This window comes from Afipia dichlorophenoxyacetatis, assembly GCF_055386385.1.
In genome coordinates, this window is the sequence record NZ_AP029250.1 from 858,386 (window position 1) to 880,076 (window position 21,691).

The window sequence follows — 21,691 nt, forward strand, 5'->3', positions numbered from 1 at the left end:
TGTGACCATAAATCGCGATTTGGCTCTGATTCGGGTCGAAAATGGGGAGAGAATCCTACTATAGGGGGCAGAGCCCAGATATGCCGTCAAAGCCGTGGTGTGGATTGACATTCCAGCCCCAGATGGCCTAGAAACCGGCCTGTCTCGCGAGGCTCTGCCTGCGGGATATTGCCCATTTCGAACAAAGTTCCAGCAAACGGCCTGCAACGCGGCCTTCCAGAGAGCATTGTCCCATGAAGGTCCGTAATTCACTGAAGTCCCTGCGCGGTCGTCACCGCAACAACCGTCTGGTCCGCCGTAAGGGTCGGGTTTACGTTATCAACAAGGTCCAGCGCCGCTTCAAGGCTCGCCAGGGCTGATTGGTGTGCGCCGCCTTTGGCGGTGCGGCCAGAAATTCTGAACATCACGTGCCTTTGACACCGCTTGCACTTTGCACGCGGTGTTTTTCGCGCTTAGACTTTCAGTCATGACACTGCGATCGATATCGGCAACGCTGGCGATGGGCGCGTTCGTTCTTGCGGGAACGCTGGGGGCAGCCGCAGCTCAAGATCCGCGCATTGCTCCCCCGGGGAAGCAAAAGACTTTGCCCGGCGCTCCTTCCAAGCTGCCCAATGTGTCCGGCGAGAAGACCAAGAATCTGGATTTTTTGTTCGGAGCTCTGAAGGCTGCCCCTGATGAGGATAGCGCGAAGGCCGTCGAAGCCAGAATCTGGGCGGTGTGGACGGCAACCCCGAGCGACACGGCTGCACTTTTGATGTTGCGTGCAAAGACCGCGATGGATCGCAAGGAGATGGACGTCGCACTGAAGATCCTCGATGCCGTGATCAAGCTTCGTCCGGATTACGTGGAAGCATGGAATCGGCGTGCCACCCTCTATTACCTGCAGAACGATTACGCCCAGTCGATGGAAGACATTCGTCAGGTGCTGATCCGCGAACCGCGTCATTTCGGCGCGTTGGCTGGCCTCGGTATGATCATGCAGGAAACCGGCGACGACAAACATGCGCTGGATGCATTTCGTAAGGCGCTCGCCATCAATCCGTTTATGGAGCGCGTTCCCGACTTGGTGAAGACACTCACCGAAAAGGTCGAGGGACGGGATATCTGAAGACTGCTTTGAGGGTCCTCAGTGCCCAAGGGTCGGCTCTCAGCTCCGGTTTTTCAGGATGTTGAGCGGATAACCTCAAATCTGAAACGGATTTGCTGACTTCTGCCGCGCCGCCACATTGATTTCCAAACATGCGACTGATAGGTCCGCGGCTTTCGCGGATGCAAAAGCGTATTTGGGAGAATTCATATGAAGGCATCATCATTGAGTTTTTTGGTTGCTGTTCTGGCCGGTCTTGTCGGCATGGCTTGGGGTATCATCATGGCGATCTCGCATGATCATGCGGCAATGCCCGCCCATGCTCACCTTAATCTGCTCGGGTGGGTCTCATTGTTTTTGTTTGGAATTTATTACCGGCTGCACCCGCTGCTGGACAAAGCCTTGATGGCGCGCGCGCAGGTTGGTGTGTGGATCGTCGGTACTATTCTCCTCACCATCGGCGTCGGCATGATTCATACCGGCCGCCCTTCTGGTGAACCGTTCGCGGGCATCGGCTCGATCATCGTGCTGGCCGATATGCTGTTGTTCGGTTGGCTGGTGTTGCGGCAGGAGCGCGCAGCAGCCGCTGCCTAATTGTCACGCGATATCATGCGATCGAGTTATTGCTGCGCGAGCGTTGTATTTTCGTTTGTGCAAAGCAAACTCGATTTCTTTTTTTTTCGTCGCACCAAACATCACACTACCGCCATGTGGTGATGATTGAGTAACGTTGTTGCACGTCCTTGTTCTGCTCTAGCAAAATGTAGGTCGCAAGATGACAGTCCCTTCAAGCCATGAGAGTTCGTTCTATAAGCCTGCCGTCTCCCTGCCGTTTTTTGATTTCGCGCGTGTGAGCGAGATGAACGGAAACATGCTGTCGGAGACAGCGAAGATCAACGCGAAGATGACCGCAACGATGCAGAATATCGGTAAGGAATGGACCGAGTTCGTCGGTGCGCGCTTGCATGAAGATCAGCAACTTCTCGACACCTTGCGCCATTGTAAAACTCTGCCGGATATCCAGCACGCTTACGCCAAGTTCTGGCAAGACGCGTTTGCTCAGTACGGCGAGGAAGCACGGCGCATGATGAAGATCTCGCAGGGCGTCGTGGAAGAAACAGCACGTGCTGTGCAAGAGCATGCGGACGCGTCTGCGGAAGAAATTCATCGCGCGGCGTGAAGCATTGCCTCGTACAGGACGCTCCGATTAACACTCATACGAGTGAGCATGGGTCTGCGACATCAGGTGTTTCGATGTCGCAGATCGTTGTTGGCGGCTGACCGGTATCAGTATGTCGCGGTCAAATAGTCGACGATCTTGGCTGCATCGGCGTCGTCAATCGGGGCGCCATAGACCTTGATCATCTTTGTGACTTCGGCTTGCCAGAAATCCTTTTTGAACTTCGGGCCGCGCGGCTGGGTCTGGATGTAGTCGGCCGAGTGGCATGCTGTGCAGTTGTTCAGCGCGACATCCTGATTAGGTCCGGGTTTCAGCGTGGCAGTCTCCGGCGGAAGCTCATATTTTACTGGCTTGGCTTGAGCGATAAGACCGCCAGCGGTCAGAGCGACTATGCTGAACATAGCTGGGAGGATCGATGCCTTCATGATGATCAATCCTTTCACGCTGCGGTGACGCGCACGGTTTCGACGACATTGCGCAGGTAGCCCGCTGGATTCCACAATGGTTCCATTGGCTGGGTCTGTCCGGCATTGTTCGTGGCGCGGACCTTTAGTTCGTGCGCTCCGGCGGGAAGCTTGACGGCTGTCTTCCACTCCCGGAACGAATATTTGCCGAGATCCTTGCCAAGTTTCGTAGGCATCCAGGTTTTCCCGCCGTCGATCGAGACAGCCACTTCCTTGATGCCCTTGCCACCGTCGAAGGCGATGCCTTTGAGACGCGTGGTTTTGCCGGCTTTAACTTTGGCGCCGTCGGTAACGTTGGTGATGAAAGAACGCACGGTAAAGCGATTGATCGGGATTGTCGCTTTCGGTGCTGTGCCAGGCTCGACGCAATTGCATTCGTTGTCCGGAATCCGGTAGGCGCTCTTCATCCAGAAATTATCGAACACGCTGTCGATAACGGTGATTTCATTGAGGTGCTTCACCCAGTAGGTGCCGTAGTAGCCGGGCACGATAAGCCGCAACGGGAAACCATTGAAAACGGGCAAGTATTCGCCGTTCATCCCATAGGCCAGCATCACCTCGCCGTCGCGGGCGTGATCGATGTCGAGCGCCTTTGCGAAGTCAGGCGTCTTGTCGCTGACGGGGCCGTCCATCCCTGCAAACACAACCTGCTTTGCGCCGCTCTGCACCCCGGCTTTGTCAAGAACGGCCTTGAGCGGAACACCCTTCCAACGGGCATTGCCCATGGCGCCGTTACCGAGCTGTCCACCTGCAACACGTGGATTGAAGAAGCCGCGGCTGTTGCCTGAACATTGATTGACCGCCACCAGTTCGACGGATGGCATTTTTTTGATCTCAGCCAGCGACAGCTTCAGCGGCTTGTCGACCTTGCCCTTGATCTCGAGGGTGAACGTATCAGGGTCAATGTCCAGCGGCACGTCGGCAAGGTGATAGCGGACAAAGAAGGCGTCGTTCGGCGTGATGACGCTGTCATTGAACACCGAGAACGGTGTCTCTAACTGCGGTGGGCGAGACGTGAGGCCGATCATCATCCGCTTCTGCGGATATTTGACCAGTGGCCGTTCGCCGTTCTCGAAGGGTAAAGTGACGGTTTCGGCAAGGGCTTTAACAGAATTGAAGATTGTGTCGGAGCCGAGTGCTGCGATGGTCGCAGCTGATCCGGCGATCAGACGACGTCTGTCGATCATAGCGTTCTCCTTAGGACGAGCAGTCCATGTCCGGCGATCTCAGGTCGCCTTCACACTTCGGCGTGACATCCGGACAGGAAGCCACCGCGAAGCTTGGTGCTCAGCATGAATGGAGAACGTATCGCCCGCAAGGAATACCTTCGGCGACGTCTTGATAGACGAGACTTTTGATCCGATCCGAGCGTCAGATGTCCGCGTCGCGATCGGGGCCGACATAAGCGATGCGCACCATGTTGGTGGTGCCAGGTGTGCCGAGGGGCACGCCCGCGACGATGATCACGCGCTGGCCGGCCTTGGCGAAGCCATCGCGGAAGGCGATGCGGCCCGCACGATCCACCATGTCGTCCTGGTCATGAGCATCTTCTGCGATCACGCAGTGCACACCCCAAAGCAGCGACAGTTTACGGCCGGTGGCGATATTGGGGGAGATTGCGACAACCGGTGGTTTGGGACGTTCGCGGGCGACTCGCAATGCGGTGGAGCCGGAACTGGTCCAACAGATGATCGCCGAAAGCTCCAGTGTTTCGGCAATCTGGCGCGCGGCGTCGGCAATGGCATCGCCGACTGTTGCTTCGGGATCAGGCCGCTGCGAGCTGATGACGCCGCGATAGGTCGGATCGCGTTCGCATTCCTCGCCGATGCGGTTCATGGTCATCACTGCTTCGACCGGGTACTTGCCTGCGGCGGATTCGGCCGACAGCATGATCGCATCCGCACCTTCAAAGACGGCCGTCGCGACGTCGGAGACCTCAGCGCGTGTCGGCACTGGCGACTGGATCATGGATTCGAGCATTTGCGTCGCGATCACCACCGGCTTGCCGGCTTTTCGCGCCATTCGTGTCATCTGCTTCTGAAGGCCGGGCACGCGCTCAGCCGGAAGTTCGACGCCGAGGTCGCCGCGCGCCACCATCAAGGCGTCCGATGCCTCCATGATTTCCGCGAGGCGGTCGATCGCCTGCGGCTTCTCGATCTTGGACATCACCGCCGCGCGGCCACGCACCAGCTTCTTGGCTTCGATCACGTCATCGGCGCGCTGCACGAATGACAGCGCGATCCAGTCGATGCCCGTTTCCAGGGCCGCCTCGAGATCGGCCCGGTCTTTCGTCGTCATGGCTGAGACCGGTAGATCGGTGTCGGGCAGACTGACACCCTTGCGATCAGACATGCGCCCGCCAGTGACCACGCGGACGAGGGCATGATCGGGCGACGTCTCTTCCGCAATCAGTCGCAATTTTCCGTCGTCGATCAACAACGCGTGGCCTGGTCTCAACGCCTTCAGAATTTCAGGATGCGGAAGATAGACACGGGTCTTGTCGCCTGGTGTCGGATCCGAATCCAGCGTGAACATCGCGCCGTTGTTCAGTTCGACCGCGCCCTCGGTGAAGGTGCCAAGCCGCAGCTTGGGTCCCTGCAAGTCGACGAGGATTCCGATTGGGCGGCCGTAGCTGCTTTCAACATTTCGGATTGTCGCGACCAACTCCCGCATTCTGTCATGCGAGGTGTGGCTCATGTTGATGCGAAAGACATCCGCGCCTGCTTCGAAAAGCTTGCGGATCATGGCGCTGTCAGACGAAGCGGGTCCCAGCGTGGCGAGAATTTTGATACGACGCAAACGTCTCATTTCGGATTTCCGGGGGCAGTGCCGGGAAGGGCGCCCGGTTGTGTGGCTCCCGGCGAATTCGGCATGCCGGGAAGTCCCGGCGTGCGCTTTGGATTTTGTTCATTGGATTCGGTCAATTGCACGGTCCAGGCACGCTGCTCGCCGGTATCGACCTCGAAATATCCAGTCTTGTCGAAGCCGCGGGCGAGGCAATCTTCCGTGCCCTTGATGGTGAATTCTTTGTCGCGCGAGCACATGAAGGCTTGGCCCGACCATTCGCCGCCGCGATCGTAATCAACCGCGTAAATATAATAGTAGCGCGCGACGAGTGTGCCCTTCAGCAATGTTTCACAGCTGTTGGACGACACATTCCACCAGCCTTCGGTGACCCAACCTTCGTTATCTTTATAGCCCAGCGCAATGCCGACCCGGCTCGATGTATTGTTGCAGAGCCGGAAATCCGCGGCTGCCGGACTGCTCCAGGCACATAGGGCCACAAACGCAACAAGCCCAGTGAGGCTGGCGATGATGGTTCGGCGGGAGAATGCACGTCGGGCGGGGGCTGTCATCTAAATCGAGTGTATATCAACCAATGATTGATTTCGCGTAACAGATGGCGCGGGACCGGCAAAAAACCGTCACCGCTTCCCTTTTGCGGTTAATCCGTTCCAACCCACCATATAGGCCCACAAGCGGATCGCCAAACCGTTGGGCATGATTGATCTGCCGGTTGCACCTTTCAACCTGTTTGGGCCCAGGATATGGCAGATTGTGGGACGATACCCATGTTAAACTCAATCTAGAACACGTTAAGCTCAACCCAGAGCAAGACAATTTCGGGAAAATGGCCATGACGATGGACGACAAGACCCAAACCGAGCTGGAAGCGGCGGTTTTTCGCCGGCTCGTCGAACACCTGCGCACGCGCACCGACGTGCAGAATATCGATTTGATGAATCTCGCGGGTTTTTGCCGCAACTGTCTGTCGAATTGGCTCAAGGATGCTGCCGATGCGAAGGGTGTCGCGTTCAGTAAGGATGAAAGCCGCGAGGCGGTTTATGGCATGCCGTATGATGCGTGGAAGGCGAAGTATCAGAGCGAGGCGACGCCCGAACAGATTGCAGCGATGAAAAAGAGCGCCGCTGGCCACTAACTCGGAAGACATAGAGAATCGCGAGACACGCGGCTCGTCGTGGCAAGTCAAATTGCTCCACCGGGACGGATTTTTCTTTCTTCTGTGGGTCGCTGTGGATGAGCGGGCCCCTTGCCTTGACGCAACGGGCCGTGTTCTTGAGTGTGAACCGGAGATGACGTGTCGCCGCGAGGGTGCGCGCTTCGTTACCATCACAAGTTCAGGAGTACCCGATGGCCACCGCTGCCGCCGCCGTCACTGATGAAGCGCATCGCTTCGCGAAAGATCAGCTAAAGTCGATTATCGAGCGTATCGAAAAGCTCGAGGAAGAGAAAAAGGCGATCTCCGACGACATCAAGGACGTTTACGGCGAAGCCAAGGGCAACGGCTTCGACGTCAAGGCGCTGCGAACCATTATCCGTCTGCGGAAGCAGGATGCGGATGAGCGCCAGGAACAGGAAACCATCCTGGAAACCTACATGCAGGCGCTGGGAATGCTCTGATCGCGTCTGTTTTGACGTCTGATAAATCTTGCGCGCGGTGTTGCGCCGCGCGCGCCAACCCTAAAAAAATCTGAAACAACAGCCTGGAAAGAAGCCGGCTGGATGATCAGCGCAGCGACGCAGTCCGCATCGCAAAGGATGTGGTCGGCAGTGTCGCGATTGCGGAGCCGGTGAACTGCTCGCAAACCACACCCATCTGCGGATCATCCGAGAACGTCATGGCGACGGTGGTGTTTGGCTTGACGAAGTGCGCCCGCATCACCGTCATGTCTTGATCGCCGATCATGGAAGCCGTCAGCGTTCTGCTGGCGCTTGGCGTGACGATCATCGCGCGCAGCCAAAGATCGTTCGCTTTCGACGTGGTCTTGACACGAACCGTTTTGGCGATGGCACCCGACTGGGTCTTGGCGATCAGGGCTTCGCTGCTTCCGAGCGGATTGGATGTCAGTGACGCCGAGCGGACACGCGGTGAGACCGGTGTGCTGGCGGCAACAATCGGGCTGCGGTCAAGCGGTGTGGTCGGTGGCGCATAGGCCAACGCGTCCGAAACCTTCTCCGGCAGGCTGGCTGTCGATTGCGGATCTGCCGCGACCTGTGCGCCGCGCCGTTTGAGAGCGGCAACCTGCGCCGGAGGCGCATAATTCTCCGCCGACGCGTTATCCCAAATGCCGCGGGCATTGATGACGTCGACGGCCGTTGGTTCCGATGGTTCAGCCGGCGCGGTTGTTGCGGGTTCTTCCCTCAGCGCCACAGGCGTCGGAGCAGCTGTAGCGACCTGATAGGTCGTCGCCGTCTTCGGCTTGGCGCGCGGCAGCGGAATAATCTCGGCAAGTTTCGCGAGACCACTCGGCTTGGCCTCGGTGGTGGCTGCAGCAGCCGTTACTGTCGCGTTGCCACCAGCAGCATCACTCGCGGAGCTTTCCTCATCATCATCGGTCTGCTTGCGGCCGAACAGGGATGCCAGGAAGCTCTTGCTCTTGGACGGCGCATCGGCCTCGTCGCCGCGCTTGCGAATATCCGCCAAAGCCAGCTCGTAACCCTTCAACGGCTTGCCGTCGGTCGGCACATGCACGGTGCGGCCATCCGGGAACACGCGCGCCAGTTGATCGTGCGTCATGCGCGGCCAGTGTCGGATGTTGCCAGTGTCGAGGTGCACGAAAGGCGAACCGGAGGTCGGATAGAAACCAACGCCGCCGCGCTGCAGGCGCAATCCAGCAAAGCGGATTTGCTCAAGCGGAACGCCCGGGATGAAGAAGTCCATCGCGTGGCCCTGCATGTGCTGGCTGAAGCGCGCGACACCCGAAGAGCGGCGGCGGAGCATGGCGTTGGTGGCCGGAGAGCGATAGGCGGAAATGATCTGGATCGGCTGCTTGCCGTCGACGTCGCGATAGACCTCCCAGATGATGTCGAACAGGCGTCGATCCATCGTGGTCTCATCCTGGCTGCGCCAGTCGCGGAGGAAGTGGTTGATCTTTTTCAGCGCGGCTTCGTCGTAGCGGCCGCTGCGCTTGAAGGTGATGGTGAGGTCTTCACCGGAATGGGTGTGGTGGAAGGAGAGGGTGCGGGTGTCGCCGTCGGCGGTGGCGTTATGGACGGAACGGGCGCCAGTGACGATCAGCAGCAGCGAGGCGAGGCTGACGCGAACGCTGGTTCGCGAAAGTCGTCGAAAGTCGAAGCTGCGTGGAAAACCGCCCGCCACTCAGAATCCCGTCAGCTAGCTGTTCGTTAAAGGGATCCCCCGCTACCCCACGCAACGAGGGAGGATGTCACTTTGATGAACGCAGTCTTAAGGCAGGAGAGTTAACCGAGCTTTAGCTAATCTCAAGTCCACCCCGAACGCGTTTACCCTAACCAGTTCGACCCAAGTCCAAACTCACCCAAGTCTTACGTCCAAGTCTTACCGATAGTTCATGAAGACCCGTCGGCATATGACGGGGTGAGTATGGCAAAAAAGCGCCGGTAAGCCGATCCGACAGGGGGCGGATTAAAAGGGATGGTTAATAAAAAGGCCCCGAACTCGGTCGGGGCCTTTTTAAGTTTTACCGGAAGGGGTTAAGTGAAATCCCCTTTTTGTCGCTAACTCAGTAACTTAGCGGGCAGCGCGACGTCCGCGAACCGGCGCGGGCGGCGGTGTCGGTGCGCCGAACAGACGCTCGAAGAATCCCGGGCCGCTGCTGCCGGTGTTGCTGGCATAGGTGTCGCCAGGCACGTTGAGGTTGCGGGTCGGACGCACATAGTTCGGCTGCGAATGGGCCACGACCGCTTCGAGGTCCTTGCCGCTGCCGCCCTTGAGCATCGAAATCATGGTGGCGTCACGGCCGTAGACGTCCTTGCGGAATTCGAGCTTGCCCGCATCGTCCACGAACGCTGTTTGATAGGTGATGTTCACCGGGATAGGCGTCGGGAAGTTGATGTTGATTTCGTTGCGGCCATACATGCTGCGGATCTTTTCCGCCGTGTAGTTGTCCTTCGGCAACGCAATGCCGAGCAGTGTCGCCGCATATTGGTCGGGGTTCTGCACGCGCATGCAGCCGTGGCTGAAGGCGCGCTCGTCCTTCGCGAACAGATACTTGTCCGGCGTGTCGTGCTGATAGACCAGGAACTTGTTTGGGAAGTTGAAGCGGATGCGGCCGAGCGCATTGCCTTCGCCCGGCGGCTGCGAAATATGGATGCTGCCGTCAGGGTTACGCTCGAACTTCAGGCCCATACGCTGCAGGACGGTGGGGTCCTGCTGCATCGCCGGCAGATACTCGTTGTAAATGATCGACGGCGGCACGTTCCAGGTCGGATTGACGGTGATGTACTTCATCGTTTCCGTCAAAAGCGGCGTGGCATGCGTGCCCGGCTTGCCGGTGACGACGCGGGTCTTCCAGACCTGTTCGCCATTGTGCATCACTTTCAGGGTGTAGTCGGGAATGTTCAGGATCACGTAGGCATTGCCCAGCGACTTCGCGCCGAGTTCGCGCGGCAGCCAGCGCCAGCGCTCCATGTTGACGCGAACGATATCGATCTGGCGCTCGCTCTTCGGGCCGTTGATGGCCTGCACCGTGCGGTTATCGAGAGCGCCGGTGGCCTTGAGACCATTGCTTGCCTGAAACTTGCGGACCGCGGCGGCAACGTTCGCATCGTAGTGCTTGTCGTCTGCGTTTTCCGCAATGTTCAGCTTGGCGCGCAATGACGGCACGCGCTCGTCTTCCATCACGACGGGCGCCGGATTCTTTTTCGTCGGCTTGGCGAACGCCAGCGTCTCGCCTTCAGCGATTTGCTTGGAGGAATCGTCACTGACGCCGCGCAGCTCGGCAAGCTTGGCCTTCAGGGCCTTATAATCCTTCTGCTGAGGATTATAGCCATCGAGGGCTGCGGACGCGTTCTGTGCGGTCGAAAGGTTGGTCAGCACTTCAGCCGGATCGATCGGATGTTCCGGAAACAGGATGTCGGCGCTGACACGGGACCAATGCATGCGGCCGCTCTGGGCATGACGCGCATAGTCCATCGCGCTCTCGGTCAGCCTCAATTCGGCTTCAGCCAGCGCGTCCGGGGTGGTCGCTGCGGCGAAGTCAGGCGTCGGATAGTCGCTCGGATTAAGGCCTTCTGCGGCGGCATCCTTCAGGCGTGCGATCACGCCCTTTGCGCGCTCGGTTGCCTTGCTGCTATCGCTCCAGACTGGCGCGTAGTTGCGGTCCTTGTAGAAGGCTTCAACAGCTGTGCGTTCTGCCTTGCGGTCGAAATACTTGGTTGCCTTGGTGGCGATCAGGTCGCGCAGCTTGTCTGCGACCGGCTGGTCGGCGGAGGCAACGGCCGGAGTGGATGCTGTTGCAGGAGCAGCGGCGGGAGCTGCCGTTGTTGTCGGTGCTGGGGCGGCCGGTGTCGTGCTGGCGGTTTCCGGCGCCGCTGGGGTGGCCGCTGGTGCTGCGGCGGTCGATGATGCGGCAGCAGGAACTGGAGCCGGTGTCGCGGGGGCCGCAGCTTCTTCCTCTTTCTTGGGAAGAGCAGCAGGAGCGGTCGCCGTGGTGTCGAGCTTGATGTCGGCTGCCGTCGGAGGAGGGACGTTGGCAGGTTCAGGAACCGGGACTGCGGCGTCGATGGCGAGTTCTGCCGGTGTTTTCGTCGGACCAGACTGTGCGATCGCTGCGGTCGATGCGACCGCGAGGAAAGTTGCTGCGACGGCTGCCACCACCCGGTCGAAGCCCGTCAGGCCACTGCGGCCATTCGAAAAGTCATGCATTCTCGCACCCCTTGGGTGAAACTGTTCCGCTATGGAACAGCTCCTTTGTTCCGTCAGACCCTTTGCAAAAGCGCCGGTCAGTACTGCAACGCGTCCCGCACCTTGAAGTTCAGCGGGACGGTACACGCGCCGGGTTGAAGCGGCCAGCTAGCGCCAGATCAACTCAAAGTCATCTCAGAGAAATGACTTCAATTCGGCATCCCTTGCAACGGTTTGCGCGCATTGCCGCGCGCTTTTCCTTGGTCTGTCACCAGACCGCAACGGTTCAACGGGAGGCAAAAAAATGAGATTGCACGCCGCAAATTTTGCGGTGATTCGATGCTCAATGGTCTCGATCGGAAGAGGCGGTTCCAGATGCTGCCGTCTCGTCGAGCTTCCGGTACAGGGTTGATCGGCCGATCTTGAGCCGTCGCGCGACTTCCGACATCTGTCCCCGATAGTGCGAGATGGCAAAGCGGATCGTTTCCGTCTCGATGTCCGCAAGTGGGCGAACCTCGCCATCATCGCCGATCATGGTGACGGCCCCGTAGGCTGATGGGGTGACAGCGAACTGGTTGGCAGTTGGCGCAGGTACAATAGGTATTTCGGCACCAGTGACCAATTGGGTGAGAGAGACCTGTTCGGAATGAAGCGTCAGCGGCTCTGCGGAAGACGTCACTGAATCCGCCTGCATCGTGCCAACCTGCGGGAAATCATTGATCCCAAGCTGATCGCCGTCGCTCATGACCACTGCGCGATAAACCACATTCTCGAGCTGGCGAACGTTACCGGGCCACGGCACCCGAGCCATCAGCGCCATAGCCTCGCCGCTGATGCCGGTGATCCGCCGATTTTCCTCGGCGCTGAAACGGGCCACGAAATGGCGGACGAGATGGGGAATGTCCTCCAGGCGTGCGCGCAGCGGCGGGATGGTCAGCGGCAGCACGTGCAGGCGGTAGAACAGGTCCTCGCGGAAATGCCCGGCTTTCACGTGATTGAGCAGATTGCGGTTGGTCGCCGAGACGATGCGGACATCGACCTTGACGGGTCTACGGCCACCAACCGGCTCGACTTCGCCCTGTTGCAGGGCACGGAGCAGCTTGACCTGGGCTGCCAGCGGTAATTCGCTGATCTCGTCCAGAAACAACGTGCCGCCGGACGCTTCGACGAATTTACCCGCATGTCGCTCGGTAGCGCCGGTAAATGCACCTTTCTCGTGGCCGAACAGGATCGACTCGACGAGATTTTCAGGGATGGCGCCACAATTGACGGCGATAAATGGCTTTGCGCTGCGCTCGCTGGAGCCATGGATGGCGCGGGCGATCAGCTCCTTGCCGACGCCGGATTCGCCCTCGATCAGCACGGGAATAGCCGAGGAGGCCGCGCGCTTGCCCATGGCGATGACGTTCGTCATCACCTCCGATCGCGTGATGATGTCGGAAAATGTCAGCTTGCCTTCGCGGCTGTGCTTGATGCGTTGCAGCTCGCCTTTCAGCGCGCTGGAATTGAGCGCATTGCGCAAGGACACCTGGAGACGTTCGATGCCGACCGGCTTCACCACGAAATCATGCGCACCTGCACGCATCGCGGACACGACATTGTCGATGCCGCCATGAGCGGTTTGCACGATCACCGGCAGATCGAGACCAGCCTCGCGGATTTTCGCCAGGACGCCCAGGCCGTCGAGGCCTGGCATAACAAGATCGAGCACCAGTGCGTCGATCGCTTTTGCATTGGAATCGAGCAACAGGGCAACGGCCGCGTCGCCATTTTCGACCGTCACTGCGTCATAACCGCAACGCTGCACCATATTTTCGACGAGCCGCCGCTGTACTGCGTCGTCGTCGGCAATGAGAATGGTTGCAGCCATGGCGTTCCCCGCGTTTTAGTTTTATCTGTCTCGAATCGAGGCACTCTGGCCGATGCCGATTAACGGCCTCTTAAGAGTTCACCTCGGGTTGTCGCAACGCTGTCGTTGCACACAGGTTAGAGAAACGCTGCATTGCGTTGGTGTTTGGTTGTTGTCGCGTTGGTAAAGCCGGTCTGAAACGTAACTAAAGGTTTGAAACAAGCATGGCCTCGCGTTCGTCATCTGCTCTCCGCAAGTCTCCCGCCAAGTCTGCAGCTAAGTCAGCAGCCAAGAAGGTCGCGGCCAAGAAGGCAGCCAAGAAATCCGTCGCCAAGGCAGCAAAGCCAAAAGGCGCGGCCAAATCTTCAAGTAACAAGACGGCGAGCAAGCTCGGCAAATTGCCGGAATGGAATCTGACAGATCTCTATCCGTCGATCGATGCGCCAGAGGTGACGCGCGATCTCGACAAGCTTGATGCTGACTGTCTCGCGTTCGAGAACGCTTACAAGGGCAAGATCGCGGAGAATGTCGCAAATCCTGATGGCGGCAACTGGCTGGCCGAAGTCGTCCGGAGCTATGAGGCGATCGACGATCTTGCGGGCCGGCTCGCCTCCTTTGCGGGACTGGCTCATGCCGGCGATACTGTCGATCCGGCCATTTCGAAATTTTACGGCGACGTATCCGAGCGTATCACGTCGGCGTCGGTGCATCTGTTGTTCTTCGCGCTCGAACTTAACCGCGTTGACGATGATCTGCTCGATCAGGCGATGGAGACGCAGGCGCTGGGGCACTATCGTCCGTGGATCGAGGATCTGCGCAAGGACAAGCCGTACCAGCTCGAGGATCGCGTTGAGCAGTTGTTTCATGAGAAGTCGGTGACCGGCTACTCAGCATGGAACAGACAGTTTGACCAGACCATCGCCGGATTGCGCTTCAAGATCGGCGGCAAGGAGCTCGCGATCGAGCCGACCCTGACCCTGATGCAGGACCGCGACCCGGCGAAGCGCAAGGCGGCGGCCGAAGCGCTGGCGAAAACCTTCAAGGCCAATGAGCGCACCTTTGCGTTGATCACCAATACGCTCGCCAAAGACAAGGAAATTTCGGATCGCTGGCGCGGTTTCCAGGACATCGCGGATTCTCGCCATCTCGCCAACCGCGTCGAGCGTGAAGTGGTCGATGCGCTGGTGGCGTCCGTGCGGGCGGCCTATCCGCGGCTGTCGCATCGCTACTATGCGATGAAGGCGCGCTGGTTCAAAAAGAAGAAGCTCGCTTATTGGGATCGCAACGCGCCGCTTCCGTTCGCGTCCTCTGCCCAGATCGGCTGGGATGAGGCGAAGGGGACGATCCTGAAGGCCTACGGCGATTTCTCACCAGAAATGGCCGGGATCGCCGGGCGTTTCTTTGATGACCGGTGGATTGATGCACCGGTCCGTCCCGGGAAGGCGCCGGGGGCGTTTTCGCATCCCACCACACCGTCAGCGCACCCCTATGTCCTGATGAACTATCAGGGTAAGCCGCGCGATGTGATGACGCTCGCCCATGAGCTGGGTCACGGCGTGCATCAGGTGCTCGCGGCCAAGAATGGGGCGCTGATGGCTCCGACCCCGCTGACGCTGGCTGAGACGGCCAGCGTGTTCGGCGAAATGCTGACGTTCAAGCGCCTGCTCGCCCAGACCAAGAGCGCCAAGGATCGTCAGGCCCTGCTCGCGGGCAAGGTCGAGGACATGATCAACACCGTGGTGCGCCAGATTGCATTCTATTCGTTCGAGCGTGCGGTGCACACAGAGCGCCGCAATGGCGAATTGACCGCTGAGCGGATCGGCGAGATCTGGCTGAGCGTGCAGGGCGAAAGCCTTGGACCGGCGATCGACATCAAGCCGGGCTACGAGACCTACTGGATGTACATCCCGCATTTCATCCATTCGCCGTTCTACGTCTATGCCTATGCCTTCGGCGATTGCCTCGTGAACTCGCTCTACGCGGTCTACGAACATGCGGCCGAAGGGTTCGCCGAGCGCTATCTGGCCATGCTCTCGGCCGGCGGCACGAAGCACTATTCGGAACTGCTTGCGCCGTTTGGGCTCGATGCCAAGGATCCCAAATTCTGGGACGGTGGGCTCGCGGTCATCGAAAGCCTGATCGCGGAGCTCGAAGAGATGGGCTAGCGCCCGAGGGGGCGGCCATGGTCCGCTCTCGTTCCGTATCGTGGAAAAACTTCACAGATTGCATTGCATAGCTTGCATGAGGGCGGTTTAATCAGCCCGTTGGAGGCTGCTGGACGTTGCCCTTGCTCCGCAATTGGGCTAATTCCCGCTACCTTTTTTTAATGGTGCTGGAGGGACCAATGGCCGATCATAGCGAAGTCGCTTACACAACCGCGGATGGCAACGACTATGTCGCGCACGAGCAGACCTATGAAGGGTTCTTGGCGCTGACAAAATACGGCACGCTGAGCGTCATCGCCATTCTCGTGCTGATGGCAATCTTCCTGCTCTGATCCAATCGTTCCGTCGTCACCGGCGGCCACGCCGGTGCTAGTCATGCGCGGCGTTACAGGGTCGCGGGAGGCGTCATGAAAATTGCGATAGCCAAAGAAATCGATGCAGCGGAGCCGCGTGTTGCGGCGACCCCTGACACGGTCAAAAAATATAAATCGCTGGGCATTGATGTAGCGATCGAACCGGGCGCGGGCATTAAGTCGGGTCTGCTGGACTCAGACTATGAGGCTGTCGGTGCCACGGTGAGCGCCGATGCGGTGAAGGATGCCGACATCGTCATCAAGGTGAAGCGTCCGGAAGCCGCTGAAGTCGCCAAGTACAAAAAGGGCGCACTGGCGATCGCCATCATGGACCCTTACGGCAACGACGCCGCGCTGAAGACGATCGCGGATGCAGGCATCGCCGCCTTCGCGATGGAGTTGATGCCGCGCATCACCCGCGCACAGGTCATGGACGTCCTCTCGTCGCAGGCGAACCTCGCGGGCTACCGCGCCGTGATCGAATCTGCCGAAGCCTTCGGCCGCGCCTTCCCGATGATGATGACGGCCGCCGGCACTGTGCCCGCCGCCAAGGTCTTCATCATGGGTGTCGGCGTTGCCGGCCTTCAGGCGATCGCAACAGCGCGCCGTCTCGGCGCTGTCGTGACCGCGACAGACGTTCGCCCGGCGGTGAAGGAACAGGTCGTGTCGCTCGGCGCGAAGTTCATCGCCGTCGAGGATGAAGAGTTCAAACAGGCGGAAACCGCGGGCGGTTACGCCAAGGAAATGTCGAAAGAGTATCAGGCCAAGCAGGCTGAGCTCACGGCAGAGCACATCAAGAAGCAGGATATCGTCATCACCACGGCGCTGATCCCGGGCCGACCCGCGCCGCGGCTGATCAGCCTCGATATGGTGAAGTCGATGAAGCCGGGTTCAGTGCTGGTCGACCTCGCGGTCGAGCGCGGCGGCAACGTGGAAGGTGTTCAGTCCGGCCAGATCGCAGACGTCAACGGCGTCAAGATCGTCGGCTTCCCGAACCTCGCGGGCAAGGTTGCCGCGTCTGCGTCGAGTCTCTACGCCAAGAACCTCCAGTCATTTATCGAGACGCTCTACGACAAGGAGAGCAAGTCGCTCGCCGTGAAGTGGGACGATGAACTGGTGAAAGCCACCGCGCTGACCAAGGACGGCGCTGTCATTCATCCAAATTTCCAACCGAAAGCATAAGGGAGAGCCGCCATGCACGGGATTGAGGCTGTCGATCCGTTTGTCTTCCGGTTGTCGATCTTCGTACTCGCCGTTTTCGTCGGCTATTTCGTGGTGTGGTCGGTGACGCCCGCGCTGCATACGCCGCTGATGTCGGTGACCAACGCTATTTCATCGGTCATCGTGGTCGGTGCATTGCTTGCTGTCGGCGTCTCGATGGTCGGCGACGACAATGGTCCGCTGTGGGCGCGCGCCTTCGGCTTCGTTGCATTGATTTTTGCATGTGTGAATATTTTCGGCGGCTTCTTGGTCACCCAGCGCATGCTGGCGATGTACAAGAAGAAGCAGAAGTGAGCAGGGGCTGTCGATGAACGCCAATTTATCCGCAGTCCTGTATCTGATCGCAGGTTCACTTTTCATCCTTTCACTTCGTGGTCTGTCGAGCCCGGCATCGTCCCGCCAGGGCAACTTCTTCGGCATGATCGGTATGGCCATTGCTGTCGCGACGACGCTGGCCGCACATCCGCCTACCAGCGCCACCGGCTGGATCCTCGTGATCCTCGGTATCGCCATCGGCGGCGGCATCGGTGCGGTGATCGCGCGCCGTGTACCGATGACCTCGATGCCGGAGCTGGTCGCGGCCTTCCACTCGCTGGTCGGTATGGCGGCGGTGTTGGTGGCGGCCGGTGCGTTCTACGCACCAGCAGCCTTCGACATCGGTACTCCCGGCAATATTCACGGCTCAAGCCTTGTCGAAATGTCGCTCGGCGTCGCCATCGGCGCGCTGACCTTCACCGGCTCGGTGATCGCGTTCTTGAAATTGTCGGGCCGCATGAGCGGCGCACCGATCATTCTGCCGGCGCGCCATATCATCAACATCGTGCTGGCCCTCGCACTGGTGTTCTTTATCTACGGCCTGGTGTCGTCGCAGAGCGCGGTCGACTTCTGGCTGATCACCATCATCGCGCTGGTACTCGGCGCACTGCTGATCATTCCGATCGGCGGCGCGGACATGCCGGTCGTGATCTCGATGCTGAACTCCTACTCGGGTTGGGCAGCAGCCGGCATCGGCTTCACTCTGGGTAACTCGGCCTTGATCATCACGGGCGCGCTGGTGGGGTCGTCTGGTGCGATCCTGTCCTACATCATGTGCCACGCGATGAACCGCTCCTTCATCTCGGTCATCCTCGGCGGCTTCGGCGGTGAGACCGGCGGTGCAGCTGCGGCTGGCGGCGGCGAAGTGAAGCCGGTCAAGCTCGGCTCTGCCGACGATGCGGCCTTCATCATGAAGAATGCGCAGAAGGTCATCATCGTGCCGGGCTACGGCATGGCGGTGGCGCAGGCCCAGCACGCGCTCCGCGAAATGGCGGACACGCTCAAGAAGGAAGGCGTCGAGGTCAAGTACGCCATCCATCCGGTCGCCGGCCGTATGCCCGGCCACATGAACGTGCTGCTTGCTGAAGCGAACGTGCCTTACGACGAGGTGTTCGAGCTGGAAGACATCAACTCGGAATTCGCCCAGGCGGATGTCGCGTTTGTCATCGGCGCCAATGACGTCACCAACCCGGCCGCGGAAGAAGATCCGAAGTCGCCGATCTATGGCATGCCGGTGCTTCAGGTCTGGAAGGCGGGCACGGTGATGTTCATCAAGCGCTCACTGGCCTCAGGCTACGCCGGCGTCGACAACCCGCTGTTCTATCGTGACAACACGATGATGCTGCTGGGCGATGCCAAGAAGATGACCGAAAACATCGTCAAGGCGATGTAAGCCGAACTCGGTTTTGTCGGCTTATGAATATTTGAAGGCCGCGCCGAGTAGCGCGGCCTTATTTTTTTTAGGCCCTTGGGATGCGATACGACGCGCAGAGCTTGTTGCCGTCCAGGTCGCGCAGATAGGCGAGGTATATTTTCATCTCGCCCATCGCGCGGATGCCAGGTGGATCCTCGCAGGTAGTGCCGCCGTTCTCGATCCCCATTGCGTGCCAGGCCGCAACTTCCTCGGCTGAGGTGGCTGCAAAGCCAATGGTTCCGCCGTTCGCTACGGTGGCCGGTTTGCCATCGATCGGTCTGGAGACGGAAAATGTCCCGGTCTTGGTGCGATAAAAGATGCGATGGCGATCAATTATGGCCGGCTGCACGCCAAGCGTCCCCAGCAGCTTGTCATAAAATGACTTGGCTTTATCGAGATCGTTGGTCCCGACCATGATGTGAGAGAACATTTTTTCGTTTCCTTCCCTAAACGCAGTCCCTTTTGGTTAAAGTATCCTGCATCGGCCTGCAAATTTTCTTCACCTCCGGCTACTACGGTGGATCCTACGGACCTCGGCCCTCGATCATGGAGCTATCCTGCGCATGAGCGCTCACACTCACATGCCACGGTCAGCCTGGGTCTACCCCACGTTGGCCGTTTTGCTTTTCGCCAGCACCATATTTCCGGGCCTGGGCTTCACCCAGTCGCCGGCCGGGTACGTCTTCGCGGCGGTGCTGCTGGTCATCCTGTTCGGGACGGTGTTTGCCGCCGTGCACCATGCCGAAGTCATCGCCCATAGAGTCGGCGAACCCTTCGGCACGCTGCTGCTGACATTGTCGGTGACGGTGATCGAGGTTGCGCTGATCGCGACCATCATGCTTGGCGACAAGGCCGCGGCATCGCTGGCGCGCGACACCGTGTTCGCGGTGGTCATGATCGTGTGCAACGGTCTGGTCGGTATCTGCATTCTGGCAGGCGGGCTTCGCTACAAGGAGCAGGATTTCCAGGTCACTGGCGTCAACGTTTATCTCGGTGTGTTGATCGTCCTTGCGACTATCACTCTAGTGCTGCCGAACTACACGCAGGCCACGCCCGGGCCAATCTATTCCGCGCCGCAACTCGCCTTTGTCTGTGTCGTGACGGTCGTGCTCTACGGCGTGTTTCTCTACACCCAGACGATCCGCCATCGCGATTACTTCATCGTCGAGACGGCGCAGGAGGAGGAGGAACACGCATCGGCACCAGCGAAAGAACTCGTTCTCAGCAGCTTGCTGCTGCTGGTGTCGCTTGGAGCGGTGGTGCTACTCGCCAAGAAATTTTCTCTTGTTGTGGATGCCGGTGCTGCGGCGATTGGCGCGCCTCCAGCCTTTGCGGGCGTTATCGTGGCGCTGTTGGTCCTTCTGCCGGAAAGCATCGCAGCCGTGTCAGCGGCGCGGAAGAACGATCTGCAAAAGAGCCTCAACCTTGCGCTGGGGTCGTCGCTGGCGACCATCGGCCTGACGATCCCTGCGGTTGCGATCGCTACTTACGTCCTAGGCAAGACGCTGGTCTTGGGGCTCGACGGACGCGACACGGTGTTGTTGGTCATGACGATGTTTGTCAGCCTGACGACATTCGGCACGGGGCGCACCAACATCATGTTCGGACTGGTGCACACGCTGATCTTCGCCGTGTACATCTTCCTGGTGCTGTCGCCGTAGTTACTGATACGACGCGACGATATCGGTGACCGCGCGCTCGAGTTGCTTTGCCGAGGAGCACTGGCGTACGACGTTGCAATAGGTCGCGTAGCGCGGCATCTCGGAGTCGCCCCAACCCCATCCCATGCGGCCTTCAGGGTTGAGCCACACCAGCCGCTTGGATCGCTCTGAAATCCGCCGCAGGATGTCGGCGCGAGGATTGAGATTGTTGGTTCTCGCATCGCCCAGCACAATCACGGTGGTCAGCGGCGTGACGGCCTTGAGGGCCAGTTTCTCAAAATCGGCCAGGGACTTGCCATAGTCGGAAGAGCCGAACCCGACCTTTGACATGATCTCCTTCATCGCCTGACCAGAATCCTGCGAATCGAGAATGTCGCTGACTTCGATCAGATGGCTCGAAAAGGCGAACGAGCGCACATCCGAGACCACCTCGTGCAGGCTGTAGATCAGCAGCAGGAAGAAATCTGAGACACGGGCGACCGATCCGCTGACGTCGCACAACGCGATAATTCTCGGCTTCTCGCGATGTTTGCGCTTCCACGTGGTCAGGAACGGGACGCCACCCCAGGCGGCGTTGCGGCGGATCGTGCGGCGAACGTCGAGATGGCCGCGCCGCGGTCGCTTGCGCGGCTTGCTGTAACGCTCGCGCAGCCGGCGCGCGATCTGCCGGATCAATAGGCGCATCTGCTCGGCCTGCCGCTGGTCAAGTTGCGACATCGGCGCGTTGCGAAGGATTTCGTGGCGAAGATTTTCACTTTCCTCGCGGCCGTACAGAACCAGCGCTTGAGAAACAGTGTCGCGGACAGTTTCGCGCAGCGCTTCCGTCGCTGCCGCAAGCCGCTCAGCTTGTGCCGGGTCTGACGCGGTCAAGGCATCGAGATCGTCTCTCAATTGTATGATGCCGAGTTGGTCGAGCATCCGGCTCGAATAGATACCGCGCTGGGTGAAAAATCGGATGCCGGAAAGTCCGGCCGCGTTGGCGGCATTGGCGACTGCAGCCGCGATGGCGTTGCGGTCCTGCGACATCAGCATCTGGGCCAACGGTCCCAGGCTGGATGGGGACTCTGCTGGTTCGGTGGAAGACGCCTGTTCTGACGGCGGCGTTTCAGGCTGGTTGTCCTGAGTTGCAGGCGCAGTGATTTCAGGCTGCTGGAAGAAAAGGTCGAAGCACTGGCCGAGCGATTGCTTCTCTTCCTGGGTCTTGGCGAGCGTTAGCAGCAGCGTATCGCGCAACACCGCCCGGTCGGAAAAACCGACGTCAGCGACGGCTTTCATCGCATCGATGCTTTCAGATGGTGAAACCCGGACGCCGGCCCCACGGGCCGCCCGAAAGAAGCGATGGAGGTTCTCGCGCAT

Annotated in this window: 21 protein-coding genes; 12 read left to right on the forward strand and 9 right to left on the reverse strand. The window is 59.4% G+C overall.

Going from position 1 to position 21,691, the window contains the following annotated elements; genetic code table 11:
- The first annotated feature begins 233 nt into the window (after positions 1 to 233).
- From ykgO to ACZ5C3_RS04045, 4 genes are all read left to right on the forward strand, one after another.
- Positions 234 to 359 (forward strand): type B 50S ribosomal protein L36, encoded by a 126-nt coding sequence (gene ykgO / locus ACZ5C3_RS04030; RefSeq protein ID WP_002718645.1) that lies wholly within the window; start codon positions 234 to 236, stop codon positions 357 to 359.
- A gap of 107 nt (positions 360 to 466) precedes the next feature.
- Positions 467 to 1,108, forward strand: a complete 642-nt coding sequence (locus ACZ5C3_RS04035; protein WP_464035450.1) for a tetratricopeptide repeat protein — start codon at positions 467 to 469, stop codon at positions 1,106 to 1,108.
- 189 nt (positions 1,109 to 1,297) lie between these two features.
- On the forward strand, positions 1,298 to 1,681 hold the full coding sequence (locus ACZ5C3_RS04040; RefSeq protein WP_464035452.1) for a hypothetical protein: 384 nt from the start codon (positions 1,298 to 1,300) through the stop codon (positions 1,679 to 1,681).
- Positions 1,682 to 1,862: 181 nt separating this feature from the next.
- Positions 1,863 to 2,267, forward strand: coding sequence for a phasin family protein (locus tag ACZ5C3_RS04045; protein WP_464035453.1), 405 nt, complete (start codon positions 1,863 to 1,865; stop codon positions 2,265 to 2,267).
- A 107-nt stretch (positions 2,268 to 2,374) separates the two neighbouring features.
- Here the strand turns inward: ACZ5C3_RS04045 and sorB are convergent, their stop codons facing one another.
- The 4 genes from sorB to ACZ5C3_RS04065 form a co-directional block, all read right to left on the reverse strand.
- Positions 2,375 to 2,692 carry a SorB family sulfite dehydrogenase c-type cytochrome subunit gene (sorB, locus tag ACZ5C3_RS04050; RefSeq protein ID WP_464035454.1) on the reverse strand — a complete coding sequence of 106 codons (318 nt, stop codon included), beginning with the start codon at positions 2,690 to 2,692 and terminating at the stop codon, positions 2,375 to 2,377.
- 14 nt (positions 2,693 to 2,706) lie between these two features.
- Positions 2,707 to 3,918: a SorA family sulfite dehydrogenase catalytic subunit gene (gene sorA, locus ACZ5C3_RS04055; RefSeq protein ID WP_464035456.1), complete on the reverse strand. Its 1,212-nt coding sequence runs from the start codon at positions 3,916 to 3,918 to the stop codon at positions 2,707 to 2,709.
- A gap of 184 nt (positions 3,919 to 4,102) precedes the next feature.
- Positions 4,103 to 5,539: a pyruvate kinase gene (gene pyk / locus ACZ5C3_RS04060; protein ID WP_464035458.1), complete on the reverse strand. Its 1,437-nt coding sequence runs from the start codon at positions 5,537 to 5,539 to the stop codon at positions 4,103 to 4,105.
- A complete protein-coding gene (locus tag ACZ5C3_RS04065; RefSeq protein ID WP_464035460.1) occupies positions 5,536 to 6,087 on the reverse strand; it encodes a DUF1036 domain-containing protein in 552 nt (183 codons plus the stop codon). The genes pyk and ACZ5C3_RS04065 overlap by 4 nt, the downstream gene beginning before the upstream one ends.
- Before the next feature lie 281 nt (positions 6,088 to 6,368).
- Between ACZ5C3_RS04065 and ACZ5C3_RS04070 the strand changes: the two genes are divergently transcribed.
- Both ACZ5C3_RS04070 and ACZ5C3_RS04075 read left to right on the forward strand, forming a co-directional pair.
- The gene (locus tag ACZ5C3_RS04070) at positions 6,369 to 6,671 is read left to right on the forward strand and encodes a DUF1244 domain-containing protein (protein ID WP_464035461.1); all 303 of its coding nucleotides are present in this window, start codon (positions 6,369 to 6,371) and stop codon (positions 6,669 to 6,671) included.
- A 212-nt stretch (positions 6,672 to 6,883) separates the two neighbouring features.
- Positions 6,884 to 7,153, forward strand: a complete 270-nt coding sequence (locus ACZ5C3_RS04075) for a DUF2312 domain-containing protein (protein ID WP_464035463.1) — start codon at positions 6,884 to 6,886, stop codon at positions 7,151 to 7,153.
- 106 nt (positions 7,154 to 7,259) lie between these two features.
- Here the strand turns inward: ACZ5C3_RS04075 and ACZ5C3_RS04080 are convergent, their stop codons facing one another.
- The 3 genes from ACZ5C3_RS04080 to ACZ5C3_RS04090 form a co-directional block, all read right to left on the reverse strand.
- A complete protein-coding gene (locus ACZ5C3_RS04080; protein WP_464035465.1) occupies positions 7,260 to 8,852 on the reverse strand; it encodes a peptidoglycan L,D-endopeptidase MepK in 1,593 nt (530 codons plus the stop codon).
- 390 nt (positions 8,853 to 9,242) lie between these two features.
- The gene (locus ACZ5C3_RS04085) at positions 9,243 to 11,378 is read right to left on the reverse strand and encodes a L,D-transpeptidase family protein (protein WP_464035467.1); all 2,136 of its coding nucleotides are present in this window, start codon (positions 11,376 to 11,378) and stop codon (positions 9,243 to 9,245) included.
- 322 nt (positions 11,379 to 11,700) lie between these two features.
- The gene (locus ACZ5C3_RS04090) at positions 11,701 to 13,227 is read right to left on the reverse strand and encodes a sigma-54-dependent transcriptional regulator (RefSeq protein ID WP_464035468.1); all 1,527 of its coding nucleotides are present in this window, start codon (positions 13,225 to 13,227) and stop codon (positions 11,701 to 11,703) included.
- A 203-nt stretch (positions 13,228 to 13,430) separates the two neighbouring features.
- On the opposite strand from ACZ5C3_RS04090, the gene ACZ5C3_RS04095 reads away from it, so the two are divergent.
- The 5 genes from ACZ5C3_RS04095 to ACZ5C3_RS04115 all read left to right on the forward strand — a co-directional run bounded on the left by ACZ5C3_RS04095 (position 13,431) and on the right by ACZ5C3_RS04115 (position 18,653).
- On the forward strand, positions 13,431 to 15,371 hold the full coding sequence (locus tag ACZ5C3_RS04095) for a M3 family oligoendopeptidase (RefSeq protein ID WP_464035470.1): 1,941 nt from the start codon (positions 13,431 to 13,433) through the stop codon (positions 15,369 to 15,371).
- Between the two features lie 179 nt (positions 15,372 to 15,550).
- Positions 15,551 to 15,703 carry an aa3-type cytochrome c oxidase subunit IV gene (locus ACZ5C3_RS04100; protein WP_464035472.1) on the forward strand — a complete coding sequence of 51 codons (153 nt, stop codon included), beginning with the start codon at positions 15,551 to 15,553 and terminating at the stop codon, positions 15,701 to 15,703.
- A gap of 75 nt (positions 15,704 to 15,778) precedes the next feature.
- Positions 15,779 to 16,906 carry a Re/Si-specific NAD(P)(+) transhydrogenase subunit alpha gene (locus ACZ5C3_RS04105; protein WP_464035474.1) on the forward strand — a complete coding sequence of 376 codons (1,128 nt, stop codon included), beginning with the start codon at positions 15,779 to 15,781 and terminating at the stop codon, positions 16,904 to 16,906.
- Positions 16,907 to 16,918: 12 nt separating this feature from the next.
- Entirely contained in the window at positions 16,919 to 17,239 is a 321-nt protein-coding gene (locus ACZ5C3_RS04110) for a proton-translocating transhydrogenase family protein (protein ID WP_464035476.1), read from the forward strand.
- Between the two features lie 13 nt (positions 17,240 to 17,252).
- The gene (locus tag ACZ5C3_RS04115; protein ID WP_464035477.1) at positions 17,253 to 18,653 is read left to right on the forward strand and encodes an NAD(P)(+) transhydrogenase (Re/Si-specific) subunit beta; all 1,401 of its coding nucleotides are present in this window, start codon (positions 17,253 to 17,255) and stop codon (positions 18,651 to 18,653) included.
- Positions 18,654 to 18,720: 67 nt separating this feature from the next.
- On the opposite strand, the gene ACZ5C3_RS04120 is transcribed toward ACZ5C3_RS04115, so the two are convergent.
- Positions 18,721 to 19,104 carry a VOC family protein gene (locus tag ACZ5C3_RS04120; RefSeq protein WP_464035479.1) on the reverse strand — a complete coding sequence of 128 codons (384 nt, stop codon included), beginning with the start codon at positions 19,102 to 19,104 and terminating at the stop codon, positions 18,721 to 18,723.
- A 133-nt stretch (positions 19,105 to 19,237) separates the two neighbouring features.
- Between ACZ5C3_RS04120 and ACZ5C3_RS04125 the strand changes: the two genes are divergently transcribed.
- Positions 19,238 to 20,335 (forward strand): calcium:cation antiporter, encoded by a 1,098-nt coding sequence (locus tag ACZ5C3_RS04125; RefSeq protein ID WP_464035480.1) that lies wholly within the window; start codon positions 19,238 to 19,240, stop codon positions 20,333 to 20,335.
- On the opposite strand, the gene ACZ5C3_RS04130 is transcribed toward ACZ5C3_RS04125, so the two are convergent.
- A complete protein-coding gene (locus tag ACZ5C3_RS04130) occupies positions 20,336 to 21,691 on the reverse strand; it encodes a vWA domain-containing protein (RefSeq protein ID WP_464035482.1) in 1,356 nt (451 codons plus the stop codon). It lies immediately after the preceding gene.